This is a genomic window from Ferrovibrio sp. (assembly GCF_025869515.1).
Lineage (GTDB): Bacteria > Pseudomonadota > Alphaproteobacteria > Ferrovibrionales > Ferrovibrionaceae > Ferrovibrio.
In genome coordinates, this window is record NZ_JAOZVR010000119.1 from 13,587 (window position 1) to 33,508 (window position 19,922).

A 19,922-nucleotide genomic window follows, 5' to 3' on the forward strand; every position below is an offset into this window, starting at 1 on the left:
CAGCGCGGTGGCCGGTCGTCGGCCGGCCACCCGCCTAGTGCGTCACGCGGGCGATCTTGTCGAACACCGCGTGGAACATCGGGGTGGTGAGGCGGCCGGTATTGGTGTTGTAGCGCGAGCAGTGATAGCTGGAAAACAGCGTCGCGCCGCTCGGCAGGCGATGCTCTGCGCCATGACCGAAGGGCGCTGCCGCACGCTTGATTTTCAGCACATCCAGCACCGCGACATGGGCGATCTGGCCCAGCACCAGGATGGCCTTCAGCCCGTCCATGGCGGCAATCTCGCCGGCCAGGAAACTCTTCATACAGGTCTTGGTCTCGGCCGGCGTCGGCTTGTTTTCCGGCGGCACGCATTTCACCGCATTGGTGATGCGGCAGCGCACCAGTTGCAGGCCGTCATTCGGATCGGCTTTGAATTCGCCCTTGGCGAAACCGTATTTGATCAGCGTGCTGTAGAGCAGGTCACCGGCATAGTCGCCGGTGAACGGCCGTCCGGTGCGGTTGGCGCCCTTCACGCCAGGCGCGAGACCGACGATCAGCAGTTGCGGCTGCGCCTCTCCCCAGGGCGGCACCGGGCCGTTGAAGAAATCGGGGAAAGTGGCGCGATTGGCCATGCGGTATTCGACCAGGCGCGGACAGAGCGGGCAATCGTGGCCCGGCAGCGCGGGAATGACGGCAGTCATGGGGCAGGGGCGGCCGGATCAGCGCAGGTGCTTGCGTGGATCGGCCGTGTCGATTTCATCGAAATCGTCCATCGCCTGGGCCGGGCTGGAATGCGCCACATTGCTGCGTTCATTCCCGCCGCTGCGCAGCGTCGCATGCACGCCGGCCGTGCGTGACTGATCGCGGGCGGCCTGGTCGCGCATGATCTTCGGCATCAGGTCCTGCAGCTCGATGAAGGTATCGGCCTGGCGGCGCAGTTCGTCGGCCACCATCGGCGGCTGGGTACGGGTGGAGCTGACTACGCTGACGCGCACGCCCTTGCGCTGTACGGCCTCGACCAGTCGGCGGAAATCGCCGTCGCCCGAGAACAGCACCACATGGTCGATATGCGGCGCCATCTCCATCACGTCGATGGCCAGCTCGATATCCATGTTGCCCTTCACCTTCCGGCGGCCCATGGCATCGGTGTATTCCTTGGCCGGCTTGGTCACCATGGTGAAGCCGTTATAGTCGAGCCAGTCGATCAGCGGGCGCAGCGGCGAGTATTCCTGATCCTCGACCAGCGCCGTGTAGTAGAAGGCGCGCACCAGATGCGATTCCTTGCGGAAAGAGTCGAGCAGGCGGCGGTAGTCGATTTCGAAGCCGAGGCTGCGGGCGGCGGAGTAGAGATTGGCACCGTCGATGAAAAGCGCCACGCGCTCCTGCTGATAAAACTTCATCAGTTATTCCTTTTCTGTATGACTTTTGCTCGAAACACGCTTACGCGGTATGTGAGTTCTTATGAGGCCAGTGTTTAGACTCTGTGGTCGCGATGGCAAGTGGAAATGTTGTAACAAAATCGGGGGGCATATTTATCGCGCTTGGTGCCAACCTGCCAAGCATCGATTACGGTGCGCCGCGCGCCACGCTTGAAGCAACACTGTCGCTGCTCGCTGGCGAGGATATTGCGATCCTGCGCCGCTCCTCCTGGTGGCAATCCGGACCGCAACCCGCCTCCGGTCAGCCGGACTTCGTCAACGGCGTGATCGAGGTCGATACGGCACTGCTGCCGGCCGCGCTGCTCGCGCGAATGCACGACATCGAATCGGCCTGTGGCCGGGTGCGGCAGGATCGCTGGGAGGCGCGGGTGCTGGATCTCGACCTGATCGATTATCGCGGCCGCTGCGAAATCGGCGAGGCAGGCGGCCCCAGCCTGCCGCATCCGCGGCTGGCCGATCGCCTGTTCGTGTTGCTGCCGCTGCAGGAAATCGCCCCGGATTGGCGTCATCCGATCACCGGCACGGATCTGGCGACCCTGATTCCCATGGCTCATCCCTTGAGAATCAACAGGTTATGAGGAATTTCTTGGCCCGGGCGCGGCTTTTCTGCTTGAATGGAGCCTTGCAACCGCGCCGAAACGCCCTTAATAACGCGCTTCCGCCGTTTTTCATCTGTTTTGCCCGAGGGTAAGCCATGGCCCGCGTTACCGTAGAAGATTGCGTCACCAAGATCCCGAACCGCTTCGAGCTGGTTCTGATCGCTGCGCAGCGTGCCCGTGCCATCGGCACCGGTGCGCCGCTGACTGTGGATCGCGATAACGACAAGAATCCGGTTGTGGCCCTGCGCGAAATCGCCGATGAGACGGTGGATATCGAAGGTCTGCGTCAGCGCATGATCGGCGACATGCAGGACAGCCCGGAAGTCGATGAGCCGGAAGAGGACAACATGGCCGCCCTGATGCAGTCGGGCGAGTGGGCCGGTGTCCCGCAGGACAACGAAGACCTCGCCGAAGGCATGTCGATTGACGAAGTCGACGGCGACGACGCTGATGAAGCTGAAGCGGAAGCCGCGCCCGAAGCCCCGGCCGAAGAGTAATCGGCGCCTAATTAACGTTTTTCCGCCCCCTGGGCTTGTCCCGGGCGCAATTTAGCTCAAAATAAGTCTTTAGGAACAACCGTTTGCCGGAGGGCGGAGAACGGACCAAAGACGATGCGCCCGCGTGTCATGCGTCAAGTTGAACTGCTGGAGAAGGTTCTCGCCTACGATCCCACTGCGGACGAGGACCTGCTGAACCGCGCCTATGTGTTCTCGATGAAGGCACATGGGGCGCAGAAGCGTGCCTCGGGCGATCCGTATTTCTCTCATCCTGTCGAAGTGGCCGGCATTCTTGCCGGCATGAAGCTCGACGCCACCGCCATCGCCACCGGCCTGTTGCACGACACGCTGGAAGATACGGTGGCGACGCCGGAAGAGATCCAGAAAAATTTCGGCGCCGATGTGCTGCGCCTGGTCGATGGCGTCACCAAGCTGTCGCGTATCGAACTGCAGTCCGACCGCACGCGCCAGGCGGAGAATTTCCGCAAGCTGCTGCTGGCGATGTCGACCGACATCCGCGTGTTGCTGGTCAAGCTGGCCGACCGGCTGCACAACATGCGCACGCTGCATTTCATCAAGGACCCGGACAAGCGCCGCCGCATCGCCAAGGAGACGATGGAAATCTACGTCCCGCTTGCCGACCGCATCGGCATGCAGGATTTGCGCGAGGAACTGGAAGACCTGGCCTTCGCCGAACTGAACGGCGATGCGCGCGCCTCGATCATCGCGCGTCTGGACCAGTTGCGTACCGAAGGCGGCAGCCTGGTCGATCGCATTGTCGACCGCCTCAAGCGTACCCTGGCGGAAAGCGGTGTCGAAGCCTGGGTATCCGGGCGCGAGAAGCGGCCATTCTCCATCTGGGAGAAGATGCAGCGCAAGAATATCGCCTTCGAGCAGCTTTCCGACATCATGGCCTTCCGCATTGTCGTGGCCGATGTCGCCACCTGCTATCACGCGCTCGGCGTGGTGCATCAGACCTGGCCGTCGGTGCCGGGCCGTTTCAAGGATTATCTGTCGACGCCGAAACAGAACGGCTATCGCAGCCTGCACACCACGGTGATCGGTCCGGAAAACAAGCGTATCGAAATCCAGATCCGCACCAATGAAATGCATGCCATCGCCGATCTCGGTGTCGCCGCGCACTGGCAGTACAAACAGAATGGCGGCAGCCATGCGCCGGCGCCGGAAGCCGAGGCGCGGCAATACCGCTGGCTGCGCGAACTGCTGGAAATTCTCGAGCAGACCTCCGATCCGGAAGAATTCCTTGAACATACCAAGCTCAATATGTTCCAGGATCAGGTTTTCTGCTTCTCGCCGAAGGGCGATCTGATCGCCCTGCCGCGCGATGCCACGGTGGTTGATTTCGCCTATGCGGTACATTCCGATGTCGGCGATACCGCCGTCGGCGCCAAGGTGAACGGCCGTGTCGTGCCGCTGCGCACCGTGCTGCGTAACGGTGACCAGGTCGAGATTCTTCGTTCAAAGGTCCCGGCACCCAATCCGACCTGGCTGAATTTCGTCAAGTCGGGCCGTGCCAAATCCTGCATCAACCGCTTCATCCGCCAGCAGCAGCGCGGTCAGTATCACGAACTGGGCAAGGCCATCCTGGTCAAGGCATTCAAGGAGCACGACACCGCCGTCAACGACAAGGTGCTGGAGCCTGTCGTGAAAGTGCTGAAGCTGCGCAATGCCGATGATGTTTTCGTCGGTGTGGGCGAGGGCAACTTCACCGCGCGGCAGGTGGTGAACATCGTGTTCCCCGGCCAGAAGGGCGATGAGGCCGACAAGGCGCCGCCGCTGCCGCGACCGCATCGCCAGTCCGATCACGGCAAGGCCGGCGGCATCCCGATCCGCGGCCTGATCCCCGGCATGGCGATGCATTTCGCCGGCTGTTGCCATCCGCTGCCCGGCGACCGCATCGTCGGCATCGTTACCACCGGCAAGGGTGTCACCATTCACACCATCGACTGCGAGACGCTGGAGCAGTTCGCCGAGCAGCCGGAGCGCTGGATCGATCTGGCCTGGGATCCGCCTTCGGACGGCGAGAAGACTCACGGGCATGTCGGTCGCGTCAACCTGCTGATCAACAACGAACCCGGCGCACTCAGTGCGGTGACCACGATCATCGCCAAGCACAAGGGAAATATCACCAACCTGAAGATCACCAACCGCACCACCGATTTCTTCGAGATGTTCGTCGACATCGAGGTACGCGACCTGAAGCACCTGACCAACATCATCGCCGCCTTGCGGGCAACCTCGGCCATCAGTTCGGTGGAACGCGCCCGCAGTTAAAAATCGCTGACCCAGAAAAGAGACCGACAGACCATGAATCGTGAGGACGTGCTGCAGCATTACCGGGAATCCGGCGCCCTGCTCGAAGGCCATTTCCTGCTGACCTCGGGACTGCACAGCCCGGTCTACATGCAGTCGGCCCGCGTGCTGATGTATCCCGAACGCGCCGCCGCCCTGTGCAAGGCATTGGCCGACAGGCTGCGCGCCGAATTCGGCGCCAGGCCGGTCGATCTGGTCTGTTCGCCCGCCATGGGCGGCGTGGTGGTCGGCTACGAACTGGCGCGCCAGCTCGGCGTGCCGGCGATCTTCGCTGAGCGCGTCGATGGCAAATTCACGCTGCGCCGCGGCTTCGATATCCCGAAGGGCGCCCGCGTGCTGATGGCGGAAGACGTCGTCACCACCGGCAAGTCGAGCCGCGAATGCATCGATTGCATCGCCGAGCATGGCGGCGTGACCGTGGCGGCCTCCTGCATCGTCGACCGCTCAGACGGCGAGGTCGATCTCGGCGTGCCGCTGTTTGCGCTCTGCGGCTTCAAGGTGCCGGCCTATCGCGAGGATGAGCTGCCGCCCGAGCTGCAGAAGATTCCGGCGATCAAGCCGGGCTCGCGTGGCCTGAAATAGGAGTCCCTGCCATGACTGCACGCATGCTCCGTCTCGGCGTCAACATCGATCATGTCGCCACCATCCGTAACGCGCGCGGTGGCAAGCATCCCGATCCGGTACGCGCCGCTAAGATGGCGGCCGCGGCCGGCGCCGATGGCATCACCGCGCATCTGCGCGAAGATCGCCGACATATTTCCGACAGCGATATCGACCGCCTGATGGCCGAAATCAGCCTGCCGCTCAACCTGGAAATGGCCGCCACCGAAGAGATGCTGGCGATTGCGCTGCGCCACCGGCCGCATGCCGCCTGTATCGTGCCGGAGCGCCGCGAGGAACGCACCACCGAAGGCGGCCTGGATGCCGCCGGCCAGCACAATCATCTCAAACCGATGATCGCCAAACTGTCGGATGCCGGCATTCGCGTCTCGTTATTTATCGAAGCTTCTGAAAGGCAGCTCGATGCCGCCCGGGCGCTCGGCGCACCGGTGATCGAACTGCATACCGGCCGCTATTGCGAAACCGAGGGCGACGAACAGGCCGCCGAGCTGGAGCGCATCCGCAGGGCGGCCGCCCATGCCGAAACGCTTGGCCTGGAATGCCATGCCGGCCATGGCCTGAATTTCGATACTGTGGCGCCGGTTGCCGCGATCCCCACCGTGGTCGAACTCAATATCGGCCATTTCCTGATCGGCGAGGCGATTTTCGGTGGTCTCGATGGCGCCATCCGCCGCATGCGCGCGCTGATGAACGATGCGCGCGGCGTCGCTGCGAAATCGGCATGATCATCGGCCTGGGCTCGGACCTGATCGATATCCGGCGGATCGAGAAGACCATCGCCCGCTTCGGTGATCGCTTCCTCGACCGCATCTTCACGCCGGTGGAGAAGGCGCGCTCCGACCGCCGGCCGCTCACCCGCATTGAATCCTATGCCAAGCGCTATGCGGCCAAGGAGGCCTGTTCCAAGGCGCTTGGCACCGGCTTCCGTAAGGGCGTGTTCTGGCGCGATATGGGCGTGGTGAATCTCGCCGGCGGCAAACCGTCGATAGCGCTCACCGGCGGGGCGCTGGCGCGGCTGGAGAGCCTGTTACCTGCGGGTTACGAGGCTCAGATCGAGGTCTCCCTCACCGACGAACCGCCGCTTGCCCAGGCCATTGTCATCATCTCGGCCCGTCCCAAATCCCCTGTGTAATCAGGCCTCTAGCCAGCGCTTGACTTTGCCCGGCGGTTATCGGCTTGATGCCGGTCCGGCGGACCGGAAATGGCGCGTAAGGGATTGATTTATATGGATCGGGAGCAGGCGGTGGCGAAGTCTAAGACGCGTGGCGCAGACATCTGGGACAGCCTGCGCACGCTGGTCTACGCCGTGCTGATCGCCGTCGGTATCCGCACCGTCGCCTATGAGCCCTTCCATATTCCATCTGAATCGATGCTGCCGACCCTGCTGGTCGGCGATTATGTCTTCGTATCGAAATTCGCCTACGGCTACAGCAAGTATTCGGTCATCTTCAGCCCGCCGATCTTTGAGGGCCGCATCCTTGGTTCGGCGCCCAGGCGCGGCGATGTCGCGGTGTTCCGCTGGCCGCGCGATCCATCCATCGACTACATCAAGCGCGTGATCGGCCTGCCGGGCGACCGCATCCAGATGCGCGACGGTGCGCTGTATATCAATGGCGAGCCGGTGAAGCGCCGCCGCATCGAGGATTTCGAACGCCGCGACCGCTTCGGCAATGTGCAGGAGCGCGTCGAACAGTGGGAAGAAACCCTGCCCAACGGCGCGAAATACGTCACTCTCAATCTTTATAATTATAATGCCGGCGACAACACCGGCGTCTATACCGTGCCGGCCGGGCATTATTTCATGATGGGCGACAATCGCGACAACTCGCAGGACAGCCGCGTGCCGGTTGAAGTCGGCGGCGTCGGATATGTGCCGGCCGACCATCTGATCGGCCGCGCCGAAGTGCGCTGGATCTCGATCGACCAGAGTGCGTCCCTGCTCAAGCCCTGGACCTGGTTCAGTGCCCTGCGCTGGAATCGCATGTTCACCGGTATCGACTGAGGCCGGCGTGACTGCGGAATCCCGCAAACCGGCACTCGAGCAACTGCAGCAGGCGCTGGGCCACAAATTCGCTGACACCAAGGTGCTGGAAGAAGCCCTGGTGCATCCGTCGGCCAACCCGCGCCGCAGCCGCGCCAAATCGGCGCGCGCGAAAACCCCCGCGGAAACGCCACAGGCCGTGCGCGATTACAACCGTCTGGAATTCATCGGCGACCGCGTGCTGGGTCTCGTTGTCGCCACCCTGCTGGCCGAACGGTTCCCGCAGGCTGAAGCCGGCGAACTGGCGCTGCGCTACAACGCCCTGGTCAAGCAGGAAAGCCTGGCGCGTTTCGCCCAGTCGCTGGGGCTCGGCGATTTCATTCAGCTCTCGCGGTCCGAACGCGATTCCGGTGGTGCCGGCAAGCCGGCCATCCTGGCTGATGCCTGTGAGGCCGTGGTTGCGGCGCTCTATCTGGATGGCGGGTTGAAGGTGGCCGAGCGTTTCGTGCGTCGCTACATGGAGCCGATGCTGGGCGAGGTGACCAACGGCGCCGCCAAGGATCCGAAGACGGCCCTGCAGGAATGGGCTGCCGCGCGCGGCATGGCCGCGCCGCGCTATGAAATCGTCAGCACCGAAGGCCCGCCGCATGAACCGCGCTTTACTGTCGCGGTGAAGCTGGGGAACGGCGATCCGGCCAAGGGGCAGGGCGGCTCGAAACGGGCCGCTGAACAGGAAGCAGCCGGTCGTTTGCTCGACCGGCTCGTCACCGAGAAAGCATGACAGAAGAAACCAGAGTTACACCGGCGTCACCGCATTGCGGTTACGTCGCCATCGTTGGCGCCCCCAATGCCGGGAAATCGACGCTGCTCAACAGGATCGTCGGCGCCAAGGTGTCGATCGTTTCCAAAAAAGTGCAGACCACGCGCGCGCGCATCACCGCCATCGGCATGGAAGGCGATACGCAGATCATCTTTCTGGATACGCCGGGCATCTTCGAGCCCAGGCGCCGGCTCGACCGTGCCATGGTCAATGCCGCTTGGAGCGGTGTGGAAGAAGCCGATGTGGTGCTGCTGCTGATCGATGCCGAGCGCGGCTACGATGATGAAAGTCGCGCCATTGTCGAATCGCTGAAGGATCGCAAGCGCAGGAATGTGCTGCTGGCCCTGAACAAAGTCGATGCCGTGCAGCGCGAAAAGCTGCTTGGCCTGGCCAAGCAGCTGAGCGAGGCCTACGATTTCGACCGCATCTTCATGATTTCGGCGGAGAAGGGCACTGGCGTCGATGACGTGCGCGCCGATCTGGCCACCCGCATGCCGGCCGGGCCGTGGCTGTATCCGGAAGACCAGCTGGCCGATGTGCCGATGCGTTTCCTGGCGGCCGAGATCACCCGCGAGCAGGTCTATCGCAGCCTGCATGACGAGCTGCCTTACGCGATCACGGTGGAGACCGAGGACTGGAAGGACCAGAAGGACGGCTCCGCCCGCATCGATCAGGTGATCTATGTCGAGCGCGACGGCCAGAAGAAGATCGTGCTCGGCGAAAAAGGCCAGATGATCAAGCGCATCGGCGCCTTCGCCCGCAAGATCATGGAAGAACAGTTCGATCGCCGCGTGCACCTGTTCCTGTTCGTCAAAGTGCGCGAGCACTGGGGCGACGATCCCGAGCGCTACGAGGCCATGGGGCTCGATTTCCCGAAGCTGTGACGGCCTAGACGCCGAGCAGCAGCATGAACAGCGGCACGGTGACGAAGGCGAGGATCGTGCTGACCGTGACGATGGCGGCTGCCAGCGGCGCGTCGCCGCCCATCTGGCGCGCCAGGATATAGCTGGCGCTTGCCGTCGGCATGGTGCCCCACAGTACCATTACCTTGGTTTCCAGCGGTCCGAGGCCCCAGAGCCGGGCCGCGCCGAACAGCATCAGCGGATAGACCAGCAGCTTGAGCGCGCAGGACAGCAGCACGGCACGGCCGCCGCTGCGCGCCGCCTCCCACTGCAGCCCGGCGCCGACCGTGAGCAGGCCCATCGGCGCCGCCATGCTGCCCAGCATCTTGAACACCGGCTCGATGCCGCGCGGCAGCGTGATATCGGCGAGGTTCATGACGATGCCGATCAGGCAGGCAATGATCAGCGGATTTTTAGCCAGGAACAGGGCCTGACCCCTGAAGCTGGTGCTCTGGCCATGGGCGCCGTAGCGCGCCAGCGTCAGCACGCACAGCACGTTCAGCACCGGGATGGCGAGTGCGATGGCCACGGCAAACAGCGTGATGCCGGCGCCACCTTCCAGGGCTGCCACGGCGCCAAGGCCGACAAAGGTGTTGAAGCGGATCGCGCCCTGGAACACCGAGGTGAAGCCCGGCCCATCCACCCGCGCCAGCGGCCGCAGCAGGTAAACCAGCGCGGCCTGCAGCAGGATCACGGCCAGCAGCGCGCCCAGCATACCGGTGGGATCGAGGTTGCCCAGCCGTGCGCTGCTCAGGTTGTCGACCAGCAGGGCCGGGAAGAAGATGAAATAGGTCATCTTGTCGGCCAGCGGCCAGAAGGCGTCGCCGGGAAAATTATAACGCTTGAGCGCACCGCCGAGCGCGATCAGCAGGAAGATCGGAATGATGGCAAAGATGACGGTGAGCATGCGGCGGGACTCGGACGGGACACTGTCCGGGAGTCTAACCCAACGGTTCAGCCGAAACTAATGCTGTGCCAGCAGGATCAGCAGGTCCATGGCGCGGGTGGCGAAGCCGAAACCAAGATACAGCGCCAGCGCCCGCAATCCGGCATCGCGCCAGGCCTGGTACTTGTCGGGCATGGAATGGCGGCGCGCGGACGTCAGCGGCACAGCCGACACCGTGACCGTCACAGGCATCGGAACGGAGGCCTGCACTTCCTCGGGGATCAGGAATTCGGCAACGCGGGTGCGGTCGGGACCATAGATGCGGCGCCAGCGGAACGCCTCGGCCTCGGCCCGCTCGACATCGCCATGGGAGGCGCGCGGAATCCAGCTGTCGGCCAATCGCGTCAGCACGACATAGCGCGGAATAATGATCTCCGTCTGCACGCCCATGTAACGGAGTGTGTCAGTACACAATTAACGAATCTTAAACCCCGGTTAATTTTTCCGTGATGCCGGGATTTCCGATGGAACCAGAAGGACATAACAACGGTTTCCTTTTCCTACTGGAGATTGTCATGCCTAAGCCGGAGGAATTGGGAAAAACAGCAGAATCGCAGGAAAAAAACCGCCAAAGACCGGTTTGGCACTGGATACTGGGCGGCTTTGGCCTGGTCATTGCGATTCTGGGTGTTGCGGCGGCGCTGTTCGACTGGAACTGGCTGCGCAATCCGGCCCAGAGTTTCATCACCGCCGCCACCGGCCGGCAGACCGTGATCAATGGCCGCATGGATGGCGAATGGTCGCTGACGCCCCGTTTCGTTATCGAAGACCTTCATATGGCCAATGCCGACTGGGCCCGCGAGAAGGAGTTGCTCAGCTTCGAGCGTGTCGAGATCGTGGTCGATCTGCGCCAGCTGCTGCGCGGTCGCACCGTGTTGCCGGAAATCCGCCTGGTGAAACCGCAGATCGCCCTTGAGCGCCGTGCCGATGGCGAGGGCAACTGGACCTTTGCCGTGACGGCTGCGAAGGATGTGGCCGCGCCGGAAGATCGTACGGAGATGCCGCTGATCGGCCGGCTGCGCATCGAGAACGGTCGCTTCCGTTATCACGATGAAAAGGCCGGTGTGGATATCGATGCCGAAGTGGCGACGGTGTTCGGTGCAAATAACGAGGGCCGGGACCGTGTGCGCCTCGGCGGCCGCGGCACCATGCATGGCGAGCCGTTCCGGCTGCGGCTGACGGGCGGCTCACTGTTGTCGTTACGGGAAAACGATGAGCCATATCCCCTGACCGTTGAACTCACCGTAGACCAGACGGTGGGACGCATCACCGGCACCCTGGCCGATCCGATCAGGTTCGAGGGGCTGGATCTGGAGGTTGCATTGAGCGGCCCGGATCTCGGCAAGCTGCAGACCATCACCGGCGTGCCGCTGCCGATGACGCCGCCCTATGATCTCAAAGGCCGGCTGCAGCGCGATGGTGCCGTGTGGCGCATCGAGACTATGGCCGGACGGGTCGGCAACAGCGACCTTGGCGGCGCCATCATGATCGATGGCGGCCGTGAGCGGCTGTATATCGAGGCTGACCTGCGCTCGAAGGTGCTGGACTATCGCGATATCGGGCCGCTGATCGGTCTCAAGCCGGAAGAGGCTCTGCCGCCCAATATGGCGGCTGCAACGGCCAGCGAGAAGCAGGCTGCAGAATCCAGGGCCAGGGAGCCGGCCGAGCCTGTTGCCAGGGGGCCGCCGCCGCGCGTGTTGCCGGACGCACCGCTGGCGATCGAACAACTGCGCCAGGTCGATGCCAGGGTGAAATTCCACGGCGACAAGGTCGAGGCGCCGAACACGCCGCTCAGCGGGGTCGATCTCGACCTGCTGCTGGAAAACAGCGTGCTGCATCTGCGGCCGCTGAAGCTCGGCGTTGCCGGCGGCCTGGTCGATGCCGATATTCGCATCGATGCCAGAACCGATGCGGTGCTGACCCAGTATGACGTGAAGCTGAACCGCTTCCGGCTCGAGCGTTTCCTTGAAGCGGCCGGGTTGAAGGATACCGGCAGCGGCCAGATCGATGGCCGCATCCGGCTGGTCGGCTACGGCGATACGGTGCAGAAGTCGCTCGGCAGCGCCAATGGTGACATCCGGCTGCATATGAATGGCGGCACGTTGTCCAATCTGGCTCTGGAACTGGTCGGCCTCGATGTCGCCGAAGCGGCGCGGTTCTGGGCTGGCGGCGACCGTACTGTTCCGCTACGCTGTTTTGTCACCGATTTCAATGTCGAGCGGGGCGTGATGACACCGCGCGTCTTTGTGCTGGATACCACCGATACGACCGTGACAGCGGAAGGCAGCATCAGCCTGACCGACGAACTGCTTGGCCTTACGGTCAAAGCGCATCCCAAGGATGCCAGCATCCTGTCGGCGCGGACCCCCATCACTATCAGCGGCGCTTTCAGCCGCCCCAGCGTCGGCATCGATGCCGGACAGCTGGCGGCGCGTACCGCAGGCGCGATTGCGCTTGGTGTGCTGCTGACCCCGCTGGCGTCCATTCTGGCTTTCATCGAACCGGGCCTGGAAGGCGACAGCGATTGCGTCGCACTGCTGCAGCAGGGACAGGCAGGCAAGGGCGGATGAAGTCCCGCATGCTGAATACCGGCCGGCTGCTGTTCAGCGCCGGCCGCGCCATGGTCAACAGCCTGTCCTTCGAGCTCGCGGGCCATATCGCCTATACCGGCCTGCTGGCAATTTTCCCTTTCCTGATTTTCCTGGCGGCGCTGGCCGGTTTCCTTGGCACCTCCGCCGGCGGGCTGGCGTCGGTGCAGAGCATGCTCGACCTGCTGCCGCAGGATGTGGCCAGGACCCTGGCCCCCGTAATCCATGAAGTGCTCGATACGCGCGATGGCGGCCTGCTGACGCTCGGCCTGCTCGGCGCGCTCTGGGTCGCCTCCAACGGTATCGACGCGCTGCGCATCGCGCTCAATACGGCCTACGACATCGAAGAGGAACGGCCCTGGTGGCTGATCAAGCTGGGCAGCATCGGTGCCATCATCGTCGGCGGCATTGTCTTCCTGATGCTGTCGGTTCTGGTGGTGCTGGGGCCGGTGATCTGGAAGGGGCTGCTCTGGCTCTTCCCGCTCGGCGAGGCCGACCGCTGGGCCTTTGGCACCTTCCGCTACCTGCTGGCCGCCCTGGTGATGCTGGCCGGCCTGCTGGCGCTGCATCGCTGGCTACCCGGCAAGCAGCTTCCGGTGCTGGCGCTGCTGCCGGGGGTGATGGCGACCACCGCCCTGTGGCTGGCTGCCGCCAGCCTGTTTTCGCTCTATGTCGCCGAACTGGGCAGCTACAGCGCCACCTATGGCAGTCTCGGCGGCGTGATCATCACCCTGGTCTTCTTCTATGTCTCGGCCGTGCTGTTCATCTTCGGGGCCGAGCTGAATGCCGCCCTGTTGCGGCGCAAGAGCAAAAAACCGCCGTCGCCACCGGCCGAGGCTCTGGCCGACCGCTGATCCGCTGGATATGCTCCGGACCCTGTGTTTTTTGCCTCGAGGGAACGGACCAGCAATCATGGCAACCAAGAAAAAGAAGACGGCGGCGCGCGCAGCCACCAAGCGGCCGAGCGTGATGAAGGGCGGGAAGATCGACAAGTCCATGCTGCCGAGCCGGCATGTGACCGAAGGCCCCGAGCGGGCGCCGCATCGCAGCTATTATTACGCCATGGGGCTGACCGAGAAGGAAATCCACCAGCCCTTCGTCGGCGTCGTCACTACCTGGAACGAGGCCGCGCCCTGCAACATCACGCTGGGCCGTCAGGCCCAGGCGGTGAAGAAGGGCGTCAAGGCCAATGGCGGCACGCCGCGCGAATTCACCACCATTACCGTCACCGACGGCATCGCCATGGGCCACCAGGGCATGAAGTCGTCGCTGATCAGCCGCGAAGTCATTGCCGACAGCACCGAACTGACCGTGCGCGGCCACTGCTATGACGCCATCGTCGGCCTCGCCGGCTGCGACAAGTCGCTGCCCGGCCTGATGATGGCCATGGTGCGGCTCAACGTGCCCTCGATCTTCATGTATGGCGGCTCGATCCTGCCCGGCCGGTTCCGCGGCAAGGACGTGACGGTGGTCGATGTGTTCGAAGGCGTCGGCCAGCATGCCGCCGGCAAGATGAGCGACAAGGACCTGCATGAGCTGGAATGCGTCGCCTGTCCCTCGGCCGGCAGCTGCGGCGGCCAGTTCACCGCCAACACCATGGCCTGCGTGTCGGAAGCCATCGGCCTGGCGCTACCCGGTTCGGCCGGCGCGCCGGCGCCCTACGAGACCCGCGACCAGTATGCCGAGGCCTCGGGCAAGCAGGTGATGGAGCTGATCAAGCTCGGCATCCGCCCGCGCGATATCGTGACCCGCAAGGCGCTGGAGAATGCCGCCCGCGTGGTCGCCGCCACCGGCGGTTCGACCAACGGCGCGCTGCATCTGCCGGCCATCGCCCATGAGGCCGGCATCCGGTTCGATCTGGACGACGTCGCCAAGATCTTCAAGTCGACGCCCTATATCGCCGACCTCAAGCCGGGCGGGCGCTATGTGGCGAAGGACATGTACGAGATCGGCGGCGTGCAGGTGGTGCTGAACGAGCTGCTGAAGGGCGGCTATATCCACGGCGACTGCCTGACCGTCACCGGCAAGACCATCGAGCAGAACCTGAAGGGCGTCACTTTCCCGAAGAACCAGGATGTGGTGCGGCCGATCAGCAACCCGATCACGCCGACCGGCGGCGTGGTGGGGCTGAAGGGCAATCTCGCGCCGCGCGGCGCCATCGTGAAGGTGGCTGGCATGGCGCGGCTGAAACATGTCGGCCCGGCGCGGGTGTTCGATTCCGAGGAAGCCGCGTTCGAGGCGGTGCAGAAGAAGAAGTACAAGGACGGCGATGTGATCGTCATCCGCTACGAGGGTCCGAAGGGCGGCCCGGGCATGCGCGAGATGCTGTCGACCACCTCGGCCCTCTACGGTCAGGGCGCCGGCGACAAGGTGGCGCTGATCACCGACGGGCGGTTCTCCGGCGGCACGCGCGGTTTCTGCATCGGCCATGTCGGGCCCGAGGCGGCGGTCGGCGGGCCGATCGGCTTGATCAAGACCGGCGACATCATCACCATCGATGCGGTGAAGGGGATTCTCTCAGTGGATGTTTCCGCCAAGGAATTCGCCGCGCGCAAGAAGAAGTGGAAGCCGCGCAAGACCGAATACCAGTCGGGCGCGCTGTGGAAATACGCCCAGACCGTGGGCGACGCCCATGACGGCGCGGTGACGCATCCCGGCGGGGCCAAGGAAGTGAAGGAATACGCAGATATCTGAATCTGCATGGTCCTAATACCTGTCATGGCCGGGCTTGGCCCGGCCATCCACGTAGATGGGTTCGGGCCATCGTTGCCCTGCGTGGCGACGACAGTAAGGCGTGGATGGCCGGGTCAAGCCCGGCCATGACAACTGTGGTGTGGAGAGAAGGGCGCTCACTTGCGCCCTTTCTTTTTGCATGGACAGGATTTCCGCATCCTGTTTAAGCTTACGCAGCGTCCACAAAATAAAAACCCCAGCCCCCAGAGCATAACCATGACCTATCGCATTGCTATTGCCGGCTTCCAGCATGAGACCAATACCTTTGCGCCGACGCGCGCCACGCTCGACCTGTTCATCAAGGGCGAGGGCTGGCCGCCGCTGACCGAGGGCAAGGCGATCTTCGATGTGTTCGGCCCGATGAACATTCCCATCGGCGGCTTCATCCATGCCGCCAGGCCGAAGCAGTGGGAGCTGCATCCGATCGTCTGGGCCGCCGCGGCGCCGTCGTCCTACGTCTCCACCGAGGCCTTCGAGTATGTGGCGAAGAAGATCCTTGACGGCATCAGTGCGCTGAAAGGCCGCATCGACGGCGTCTATCTCGACCTGCACGGCGCCATGGTGACGGAAGCGCATGAGGACGGCGAGGGCGAGCTGCTGCGCCGCGTGCGCGCGCTGGTCGGCCCCGACATGCCGATCGGCGTCAGCCTCGACCTGCATGCCAATGTGACGCCGGAGATGGTGCAATACAGCGACGTGCTGATCGCCTACCGCACCTATCCGCATCTCGACATGGCGGTGACCGGCGCGCGCGTGCTGCACCATATGGAAGAGCTGCTCACCGGCGAGCGCAAATGCCAGGCGAAAGCCTTCCGCCAGCTGCCGTTCCTGATTCCGCTGACCGCGCAATGCACCTTCATCGAACCGTGCAAGAGCCTGTACGACCAGATGGGCGACATGGAGCACAGCGCCGCCTATCCGGGCCTCAGCAGCATGAGCTTCAGCCCCGGCTTCCACCCGGCCGACATCCACCATTGCGGGCCGAGCGTGATCGCCTATGCCGACACGCAGGCGATGGCCGACAAGGCCGCCGACGATTTCACCCGCGCCATCGTCGAGCGCGAGGCGGAATTCAAACTCAATCTTCTCTCGCCCGTCGATGCCATCGAACAGGCGCGCAAGCTGATCCTGGCCGGCGCCAGCAAATCCATCGTGCTGGCCGATGTGCAGGACAATCCCGGCACCGGCGCCACCAGTGACACCACCGGTCTGCTGGCGGCGCTGATTGCCGAGCATGTGCCCGATGCGACGCTCGGCCTGCTCTATGATCCCGAAGTGGCGATGATCGCGCACCAGGCCGGCGAGGGCGCCGAGATCGAGGTGAGCGTCGGCGGCAAGCTGCTCGATGTCGAGGGCGCGCGGCCCTACCGCAACCGCTTCAAGGTTGGAAAACTCGGCGACGGCAAATTCCTCTGCACCGGGCCGTTCTACAAGGGCACGCAGATGGCGCTCGGCCCGATGGCGCGGCTGCAATGCAATGGTGTGGACCTGGTGATCGCCTCGGCGCGGGTGCAGGCTGCCGACAAGGACCAGTATCGCCATGTCGGCATCGAGCCAGGCGAACGCCAGATCGTCGGCGTGAAAAGCACGGTGCATTTCCGCGGCGACTTCACCGACATCGCGCATGACATCCTCAATGTCGAAAGCCCCGGCGCCTTCATCGAACGCGCCGAGACGCTGCCCTACAAAAACCTGCGTCGCGGCATGAAGCTCAGCCCGAAGGGGCGGGCGTTCTAGCGCCGGCCAGCCGCCTGCATACAGGACGATGCGGGTTTGGGCCGGGCCCGTTCGGTGTCGAATGAGTCCCGTTCGGTGCTGAACCGTGCCCATTCAGTGCTGAAAGCGTCCCGTTCGGGTTCGTTTGAGTTCGTTGCGGTTCGTTTGGCGCCGTTTGATGCTCGTTTGCGTTCGTTCGGCTTCGTTCAGGTTCGTTGGCGTTCGCTGCGCTTCGTTCGCTTTCTCCTTGTCCGGGCGGGCATGATTGCCCGTGCCGCAGGCGTGCATACGAATGCATGCGGCTGGCGGCAGCCCAACAGGAACATATGTGGAACTGACGGGTAGATTTCAAGTCCCGGCCGCATTTCACTCCACCGTCATGCCCGGGCTTGACCCGGGCATCCATCCCGACCATCGGCGCTTCAGGCCTCTCCGGCATGGCCCGGACCCATCGGCAAATGGATGCCCGGGTCAAGCCCGGGCATGACGGGTGGGGTAGGCAAGGGGCGGCGCCGTCTTTTCAGCCGTCGTCCTCGGGCTTGACCCGAGGACCTGTCGCAGTCCGGCCTGAGATGCCCGGCTCAAGGCCGGGCATGACGTGTGTGGGTGGGCGCGCTAAACTGCCTGCAATCACAGACGCGCATCGAGGGAGGCGCCGCCGTGCAGGCGAGGGAGGTTTTCACCGCCGACGAGATCAGACGGCTGAGCCGGCGCTCCGACCTGATCGGCGCTGCGCTGGTGCTGCATGCCTGGGCGCTGATAACTGGTGCCATGGCGCTGGTCGTCTGGCTGCCCAATCCGCTCACCTTCATCCTGGCCGTGATGGTGATCGGCGGGCGGCAGCTCGGGCTGGCCATCCTGATGCATGATGCGGCCCATGGCCTGCTGTTCCGCACGCGGCGGCTGAACGAATTCGCCGGGCAATGGCTCTGCGCATTCCCCGTGGGCACCGACCTGCTGCTCTATCGCCCCTATCACCTGAAGCATCACCGCTTCACCCAGCAGGAAGACGACCCCGACCTGGTGCTCTCGGCGCCATTCCCGATCAGCAGGGCCAGCCTGAAGCGCAAGGTGTGGCGCGACATCACCGGGCGCACGGGATACACGCGGCGCAAACAGCAGATCATGGCGACATGGGGCCAGGCGGGACTCTCATGGCGCGAACGCCGGGCGCGGCTGCAGCAGGGCGGGCTGGTGGGATTCGCGATTGTGAATGCAGTGCTGTGGGCCGCGCTGACGGTCGCGGGCCTGTGGTGGCTGTATCCGGCTTTGTGGCTGCTGCCGCTGCTCACCTGGTATCAGCTGATCAGCCGCATCCGCAACATCGCCGAACATGCCGTGGTGCCCGACAACGACGACAGCTTACGCAACACGCGCACGACGCTGGCCGGCATCTGGACGCGCCTGCTGCTGGCGCCCTACTGGGTGAACTACCATCTGGAGCATCACCTGCTGCTCAGTCTTCCATGTTGGAAGTTACCTGCTGCACACCGATTGCTGATGGCGAAAGGCCTGCGCGACCGGATGGAAGTGCGCGACAGCTATGCCGAGGTGCTGCGCATGGCGACGAGCGCGGCGAGCGATGGCGGCGGCGCGACAGGCGCGGCGAAGCCGGTGCATATTTGAAAGCTTATGAAATTTAAAAAATAAACGACGATTTTAAAGAGAGACGGATGCAATCTGACCGTACAGGAAGGCTTACAATTCTCGCTGTTAGAGCCGATGCGCTGCGACGTGCTATGGAAGCAGTCATGAACGGTAGTACTCCAGACCATGCGAAGTGGGGAGCGTTTAAAAGCTATGCTCGAACATATAACAAAATGGCAGAGGAATACTCGTCACTATCGCAAACGAGCGGAACTGTTTTCAATGTAGAAGCAATGAAAGGGTCTATGGGTACAGTATGGCCAGTTCAGAAAGAGATTTTTGATATGGTCTATGCTGAGGTCTTGATGTTATCCGGTGTGCTTAGTGGCGCCACTACGGGCATAACCGCGTCCATATCAGAAATACAGGATTTGCTTGTCGCAAATTTAAGGCAGGTGATTTTTAGGAGGCCAGAAAAAGAATTCGAAGTTCAGAATGCAATTGAATCTCTTTTGATTGGGAGAGGATACCAAAAGCCGATCAGCTACGATCGTGAGGCAGGTAAGTTTAAATTCTCCGGAAGAGAGTATATTCCAGACTTTGTCTTTCATAACTTAAAGTTAGCGCTTGAGATTAAGCTCATACGTGAGCGTCAGCATGTATCTGCATGTATCGAAGAAATGAGCGCGGATATTGCCGTGGCTGCGACAAAGACCCGATAGATCGGAAAATTGGTCCCGAAAATCTCGAATGCTGCTCCGGTCAATTCTGGTGGTGCACGATATGCCACAGGAAAGTTCCCGTAGAAGACCTTGACCAGTTCGTCGAAGACAAACGCGACACCAAAGGTAAGCAGCAACTGCTGAGAATGGCCAAGGGAGTGAACCCGGCGAAGCATGTACCGCTCAATGAAAATTCCGATGATCGCGACCAAGAATGGTGCGATCAACAGAGCCCACCAGAAGCTGGTAACACGGCTGATGGAGAACGATAGGTAAGCGCCCAGCATGTAGAACGAGGCGTGTGCGAAATTTACGACACCCATCATGCCAAATATGAGCGTAAGGCCCGCAGATACCATGAACAGCAACAAGCCATAATTGCATAGATCCGTCCCTATTTCTTGTAATCCACCATTTGAGAGGGTGCTCTAACAGCTTTACCAAACCAGTATTAAA

General features: G+C 62.9%; 20 protein-coding genes. 15 read left to right on the plus strand and 5 right to left on the minus strand.

Translation table 11 applies throughout. The annotated features are described in order from the left end of the window. Positions 1-34: 34 nt before the first annotated feature. Together OJJ21_RS22485 and OJJ21_RS22490 are read right to left on the minus strand one after the other, a co-directional pair. Entirely contained in the window at positions 35-682 is a 648-nt protein-coding gene (locus tag OJJ21_RS22485; protein ID WP_297690082.1) for a uracil-DNA glycosylase, read from the minus strand. An 18-nt stretch (positions 683-700) separates the two neighbouring features. After that, positions 701-1,381 carry an NYN domain-containing protein gene (locus tag OJJ21_RS22490; protein ID WP_297690084.1) on the minus strand — a complete coding sequence of 227 codons (681 nt, stop codon included), beginning with the start codon at positions 1,379-1,381 and terminating at the stop codon, positions 701-703. Positions 1,382-1,473: 92 nt separating this feature from the next. On the opposite strand from OJJ21_RS22490, the gene folK reads away from it, so the two are divergent. The 9 genes from folK to era all read left to right on the plus strand — a co-directional run bounded on the left by folK (position 1,474) and on the right by era (position 9,156). Beyond that, on the plus strand, positions 1,474-1,998 hold the full coding sequence (gene folK, locus OJJ21_RS22495; RefSeq protein ID WP_297690266.1) for a 2-amino-4-hydroxy-6-hydroxymethyldihydropteridine diphosphokinase: 525 nt from the start codon (positions 1,474-1,476) through the stop codon (positions 1,996-1,998). 116 nt (positions 1,999-2,114) lie between these two features. Continuing rightward, positions 2,115-2,516: a DNA-directed RNA polymerase subunit omega gene (gene rpoZ / locus OJJ21_RS22500; protein ID WP_297690086.1), complete on the plus strand. Its 402-nt coding sequence runs from the start codon at positions 2,115-2,117 to the stop codon at positions 2,514-2,516. Positions 2,517-2,645: 129 nt separating this feature from the next. Next, a complete protein-coding gene (locus tag OJJ21_RS22505) occupies positions 2,646-4,811 on the plus strand; it encodes a bifunctional (p)ppGpp synthetase/guanosine-3',5'-bis(diphosphate) 3'-pyrophosphohydrolase (RefSeq protein WP_297690088.1) in 2,166 nt (721 codons plus the stop codon). Positions 4,812-4,844: 33 nt separating this feature from the next. Beyond that, positions 4,845-5,432 carry an orotate phosphoribosyltransferase gene (gene pyrE / locus OJJ21_RS22510; RefSeq protein ID WP_297690090.1) on the plus strand — a complete coding sequence of 196 codons (588 nt, stop codon included), beginning with the start codon at positions 4,845-4,847 and terminating at the stop codon, positions 5,430-5,432. An 11-nt stretch (positions 5,433-5,443) separates the two neighbouring features. Then, positions 5,444-6,196, plus strand: a complete 753-nt coding sequence (locus OJJ21_RS22515; RefSeq protein ID WP_297690092.1) for a pyridoxine 5'-phosphate synthase — start codon at positions 5,444-5,446, stop codon at positions 6,194-6,196. Continuing rightward, positions 6,193-6,603, plus strand: a complete 411-nt coding sequence (acpS, locus tag OJJ21_RS22520; protein WP_297690095.1) for a holo-ACP synthase — start codon at positions 6,193-6,195, stop codon at positions 6,601-6,603. The genes OJJ21_RS22515 and acpS overlap by 4 nt, the downstream gene beginning before the upstream one ends. Before the next feature lie 111 nt (positions 6,604-6,714). After that, complete coding sequence (gene lepB, locus OJJ21_RS22525) at positions 6,715-7,473, plus strand: signal peptidase I (RefSeq protein WP_366093590.1); 759 nt, start codon at positions 6,715-6,717, stop codon at positions 7,471-7,473. Between the two features lie 7 nt (positions 7,474-7,480). Continuing rightward, positions 7,481-8,233, plus strand: a complete 753-nt coding sequence (gene rnc / locus OJJ21_RS22530) for a ribonuclease III (protein WP_297690099.1) — start codon at positions 7,481-7,483, stop codon at positions 8,231-8,233. After that, a complete protein-coding gene (gene era / locus OJJ21_RS22535; protein WP_297690101.1) occupies positions 8,230-9,156 on the plus strand; it encodes a GTPase Era in 927 nt (308 codons plus the stop codon). Before rnc ends, era begins: the two co-directional genes overlap by 4 nt. Before the next feature lie 4 nt (positions 9,157-9,160). On the opposite strand, the gene OJJ21_RS22540 is transcribed toward era, so the two are convergent. Next, positions 9,161-10,081: an AEC family transporter gene (locus OJJ21_RS22540; RefSeq protein WP_297690103.1), complete on the minus strand. Its 921-nt coding sequence runs from the start codon at positions 10,079-10,081 to the stop codon at positions 9,161-9,163. Positions 10,082-10,138: 57 nt separating this feature from the next. Next, on the minus strand, positions 10,139-10,510 hold the full coding sequence (locus OJJ21_RS22545; protein ID WP_297690105.1) for a hypothetical protein: 372 nt from the start codon (positions 10,508-10,510) through the stop codon (positions 10,139-10,141). A 125-nt stretch (positions 10,511-10,635) separates the two neighbouring features. Here OJJ21_RS22545 and OJJ21_RS22550 point away from each other — a divergent pair, with 125 nt between their 5' ends. The 6 genes from OJJ21_RS22550 (at position 10,636) to OJJ21_RS22575 (ending at position 19,466) form a co-directional block, all read left to right on the plus strand. After that, positions 10,636-12,690, plus strand: a complete 2,055-nt coding sequence (locus OJJ21_RS22550) for an AsmA family protein (protein ID WP_297690106.1) — start codon at positions 10,636-10,638, stop codon at positions 12,688-12,690. A gap of 8 nt (positions 12,691-12,698) precedes the next feature. Next, a complete protein-coding gene (locus tag OJJ21_RS22555) occupies positions 12,699-13,562 on the plus strand; it encodes a YihY/virulence factor BrkB family protein (protein ID WP_297690108.1) in 864 nt (287 codons plus the stop codon). A 115-nt stretch (positions 13,563-13,677) separates the two neighbouring features. Then, a complete protein-coding gene (ilvD, locus tag OJJ21_RS22560; protein WP_297690268.1) occupies positions 13,678-15,402 on the plus strand; it encodes a dihydroxy-acid dehydratase in 1,725 nt (574 codons plus the stop codon). A 255-nt stretch (positions 15,403-15,657) separates the two neighbouring features. Continuing rightward, a complete protein-coding gene (locus OJJ21_RS22565; RefSeq protein ID WP_297690110.1) occupies positions 15,658-17,178 on the plus strand; it encodes a M81 family metallopeptidase in 1,521 nt (506 codons plus the stop codon). Between the two features lie 639 nt (positions 17,179-17,817). Beyond that, positions 17,818-18,783 (plus strand): fatty acid desaturase family protein, encoded by a 966-nt coding sequence (locus OJJ21_RS22570; RefSeq protein ID WP_297690111.1) that lies wholly within the window; start codon positions 17,818-17,820, stop codon positions 18,781-18,783. Positions 18,784-18,830: 47 nt separating this feature from the next. Further along, positions 18,831-19,466, plus strand: coding sequence for a hypothetical protein (locus tag OJJ21_RS22575; RefSeq protein ID WP_297690113.1), 636 nt, complete (start codon positions 18,831-18,833; stop codon positions 19,464-19,466). On the opposite strand, the gene OJJ21_RS24440 is transcribed toward OJJ21_RS22575, so the two are convergent. Further along, positions 19,397-19,837 (minus strand): branched-chain amino acid ABC transporter permease, encoded by a 441-nt coding sequence (locus OJJ21_RS24440; protein ID WP_366093595.1) that lies wholly within the window; start codon positions 19,835-19,837, stop codon positions 19,397-19,399. The two genes, OJJ21_RS22575 and OJJ21_RS24440, sit on opposite strands and share 70 nt — an antisense overlap. Between the last annotated feature and the right edge of the window lie 85 nt (positions 19,838-19,922).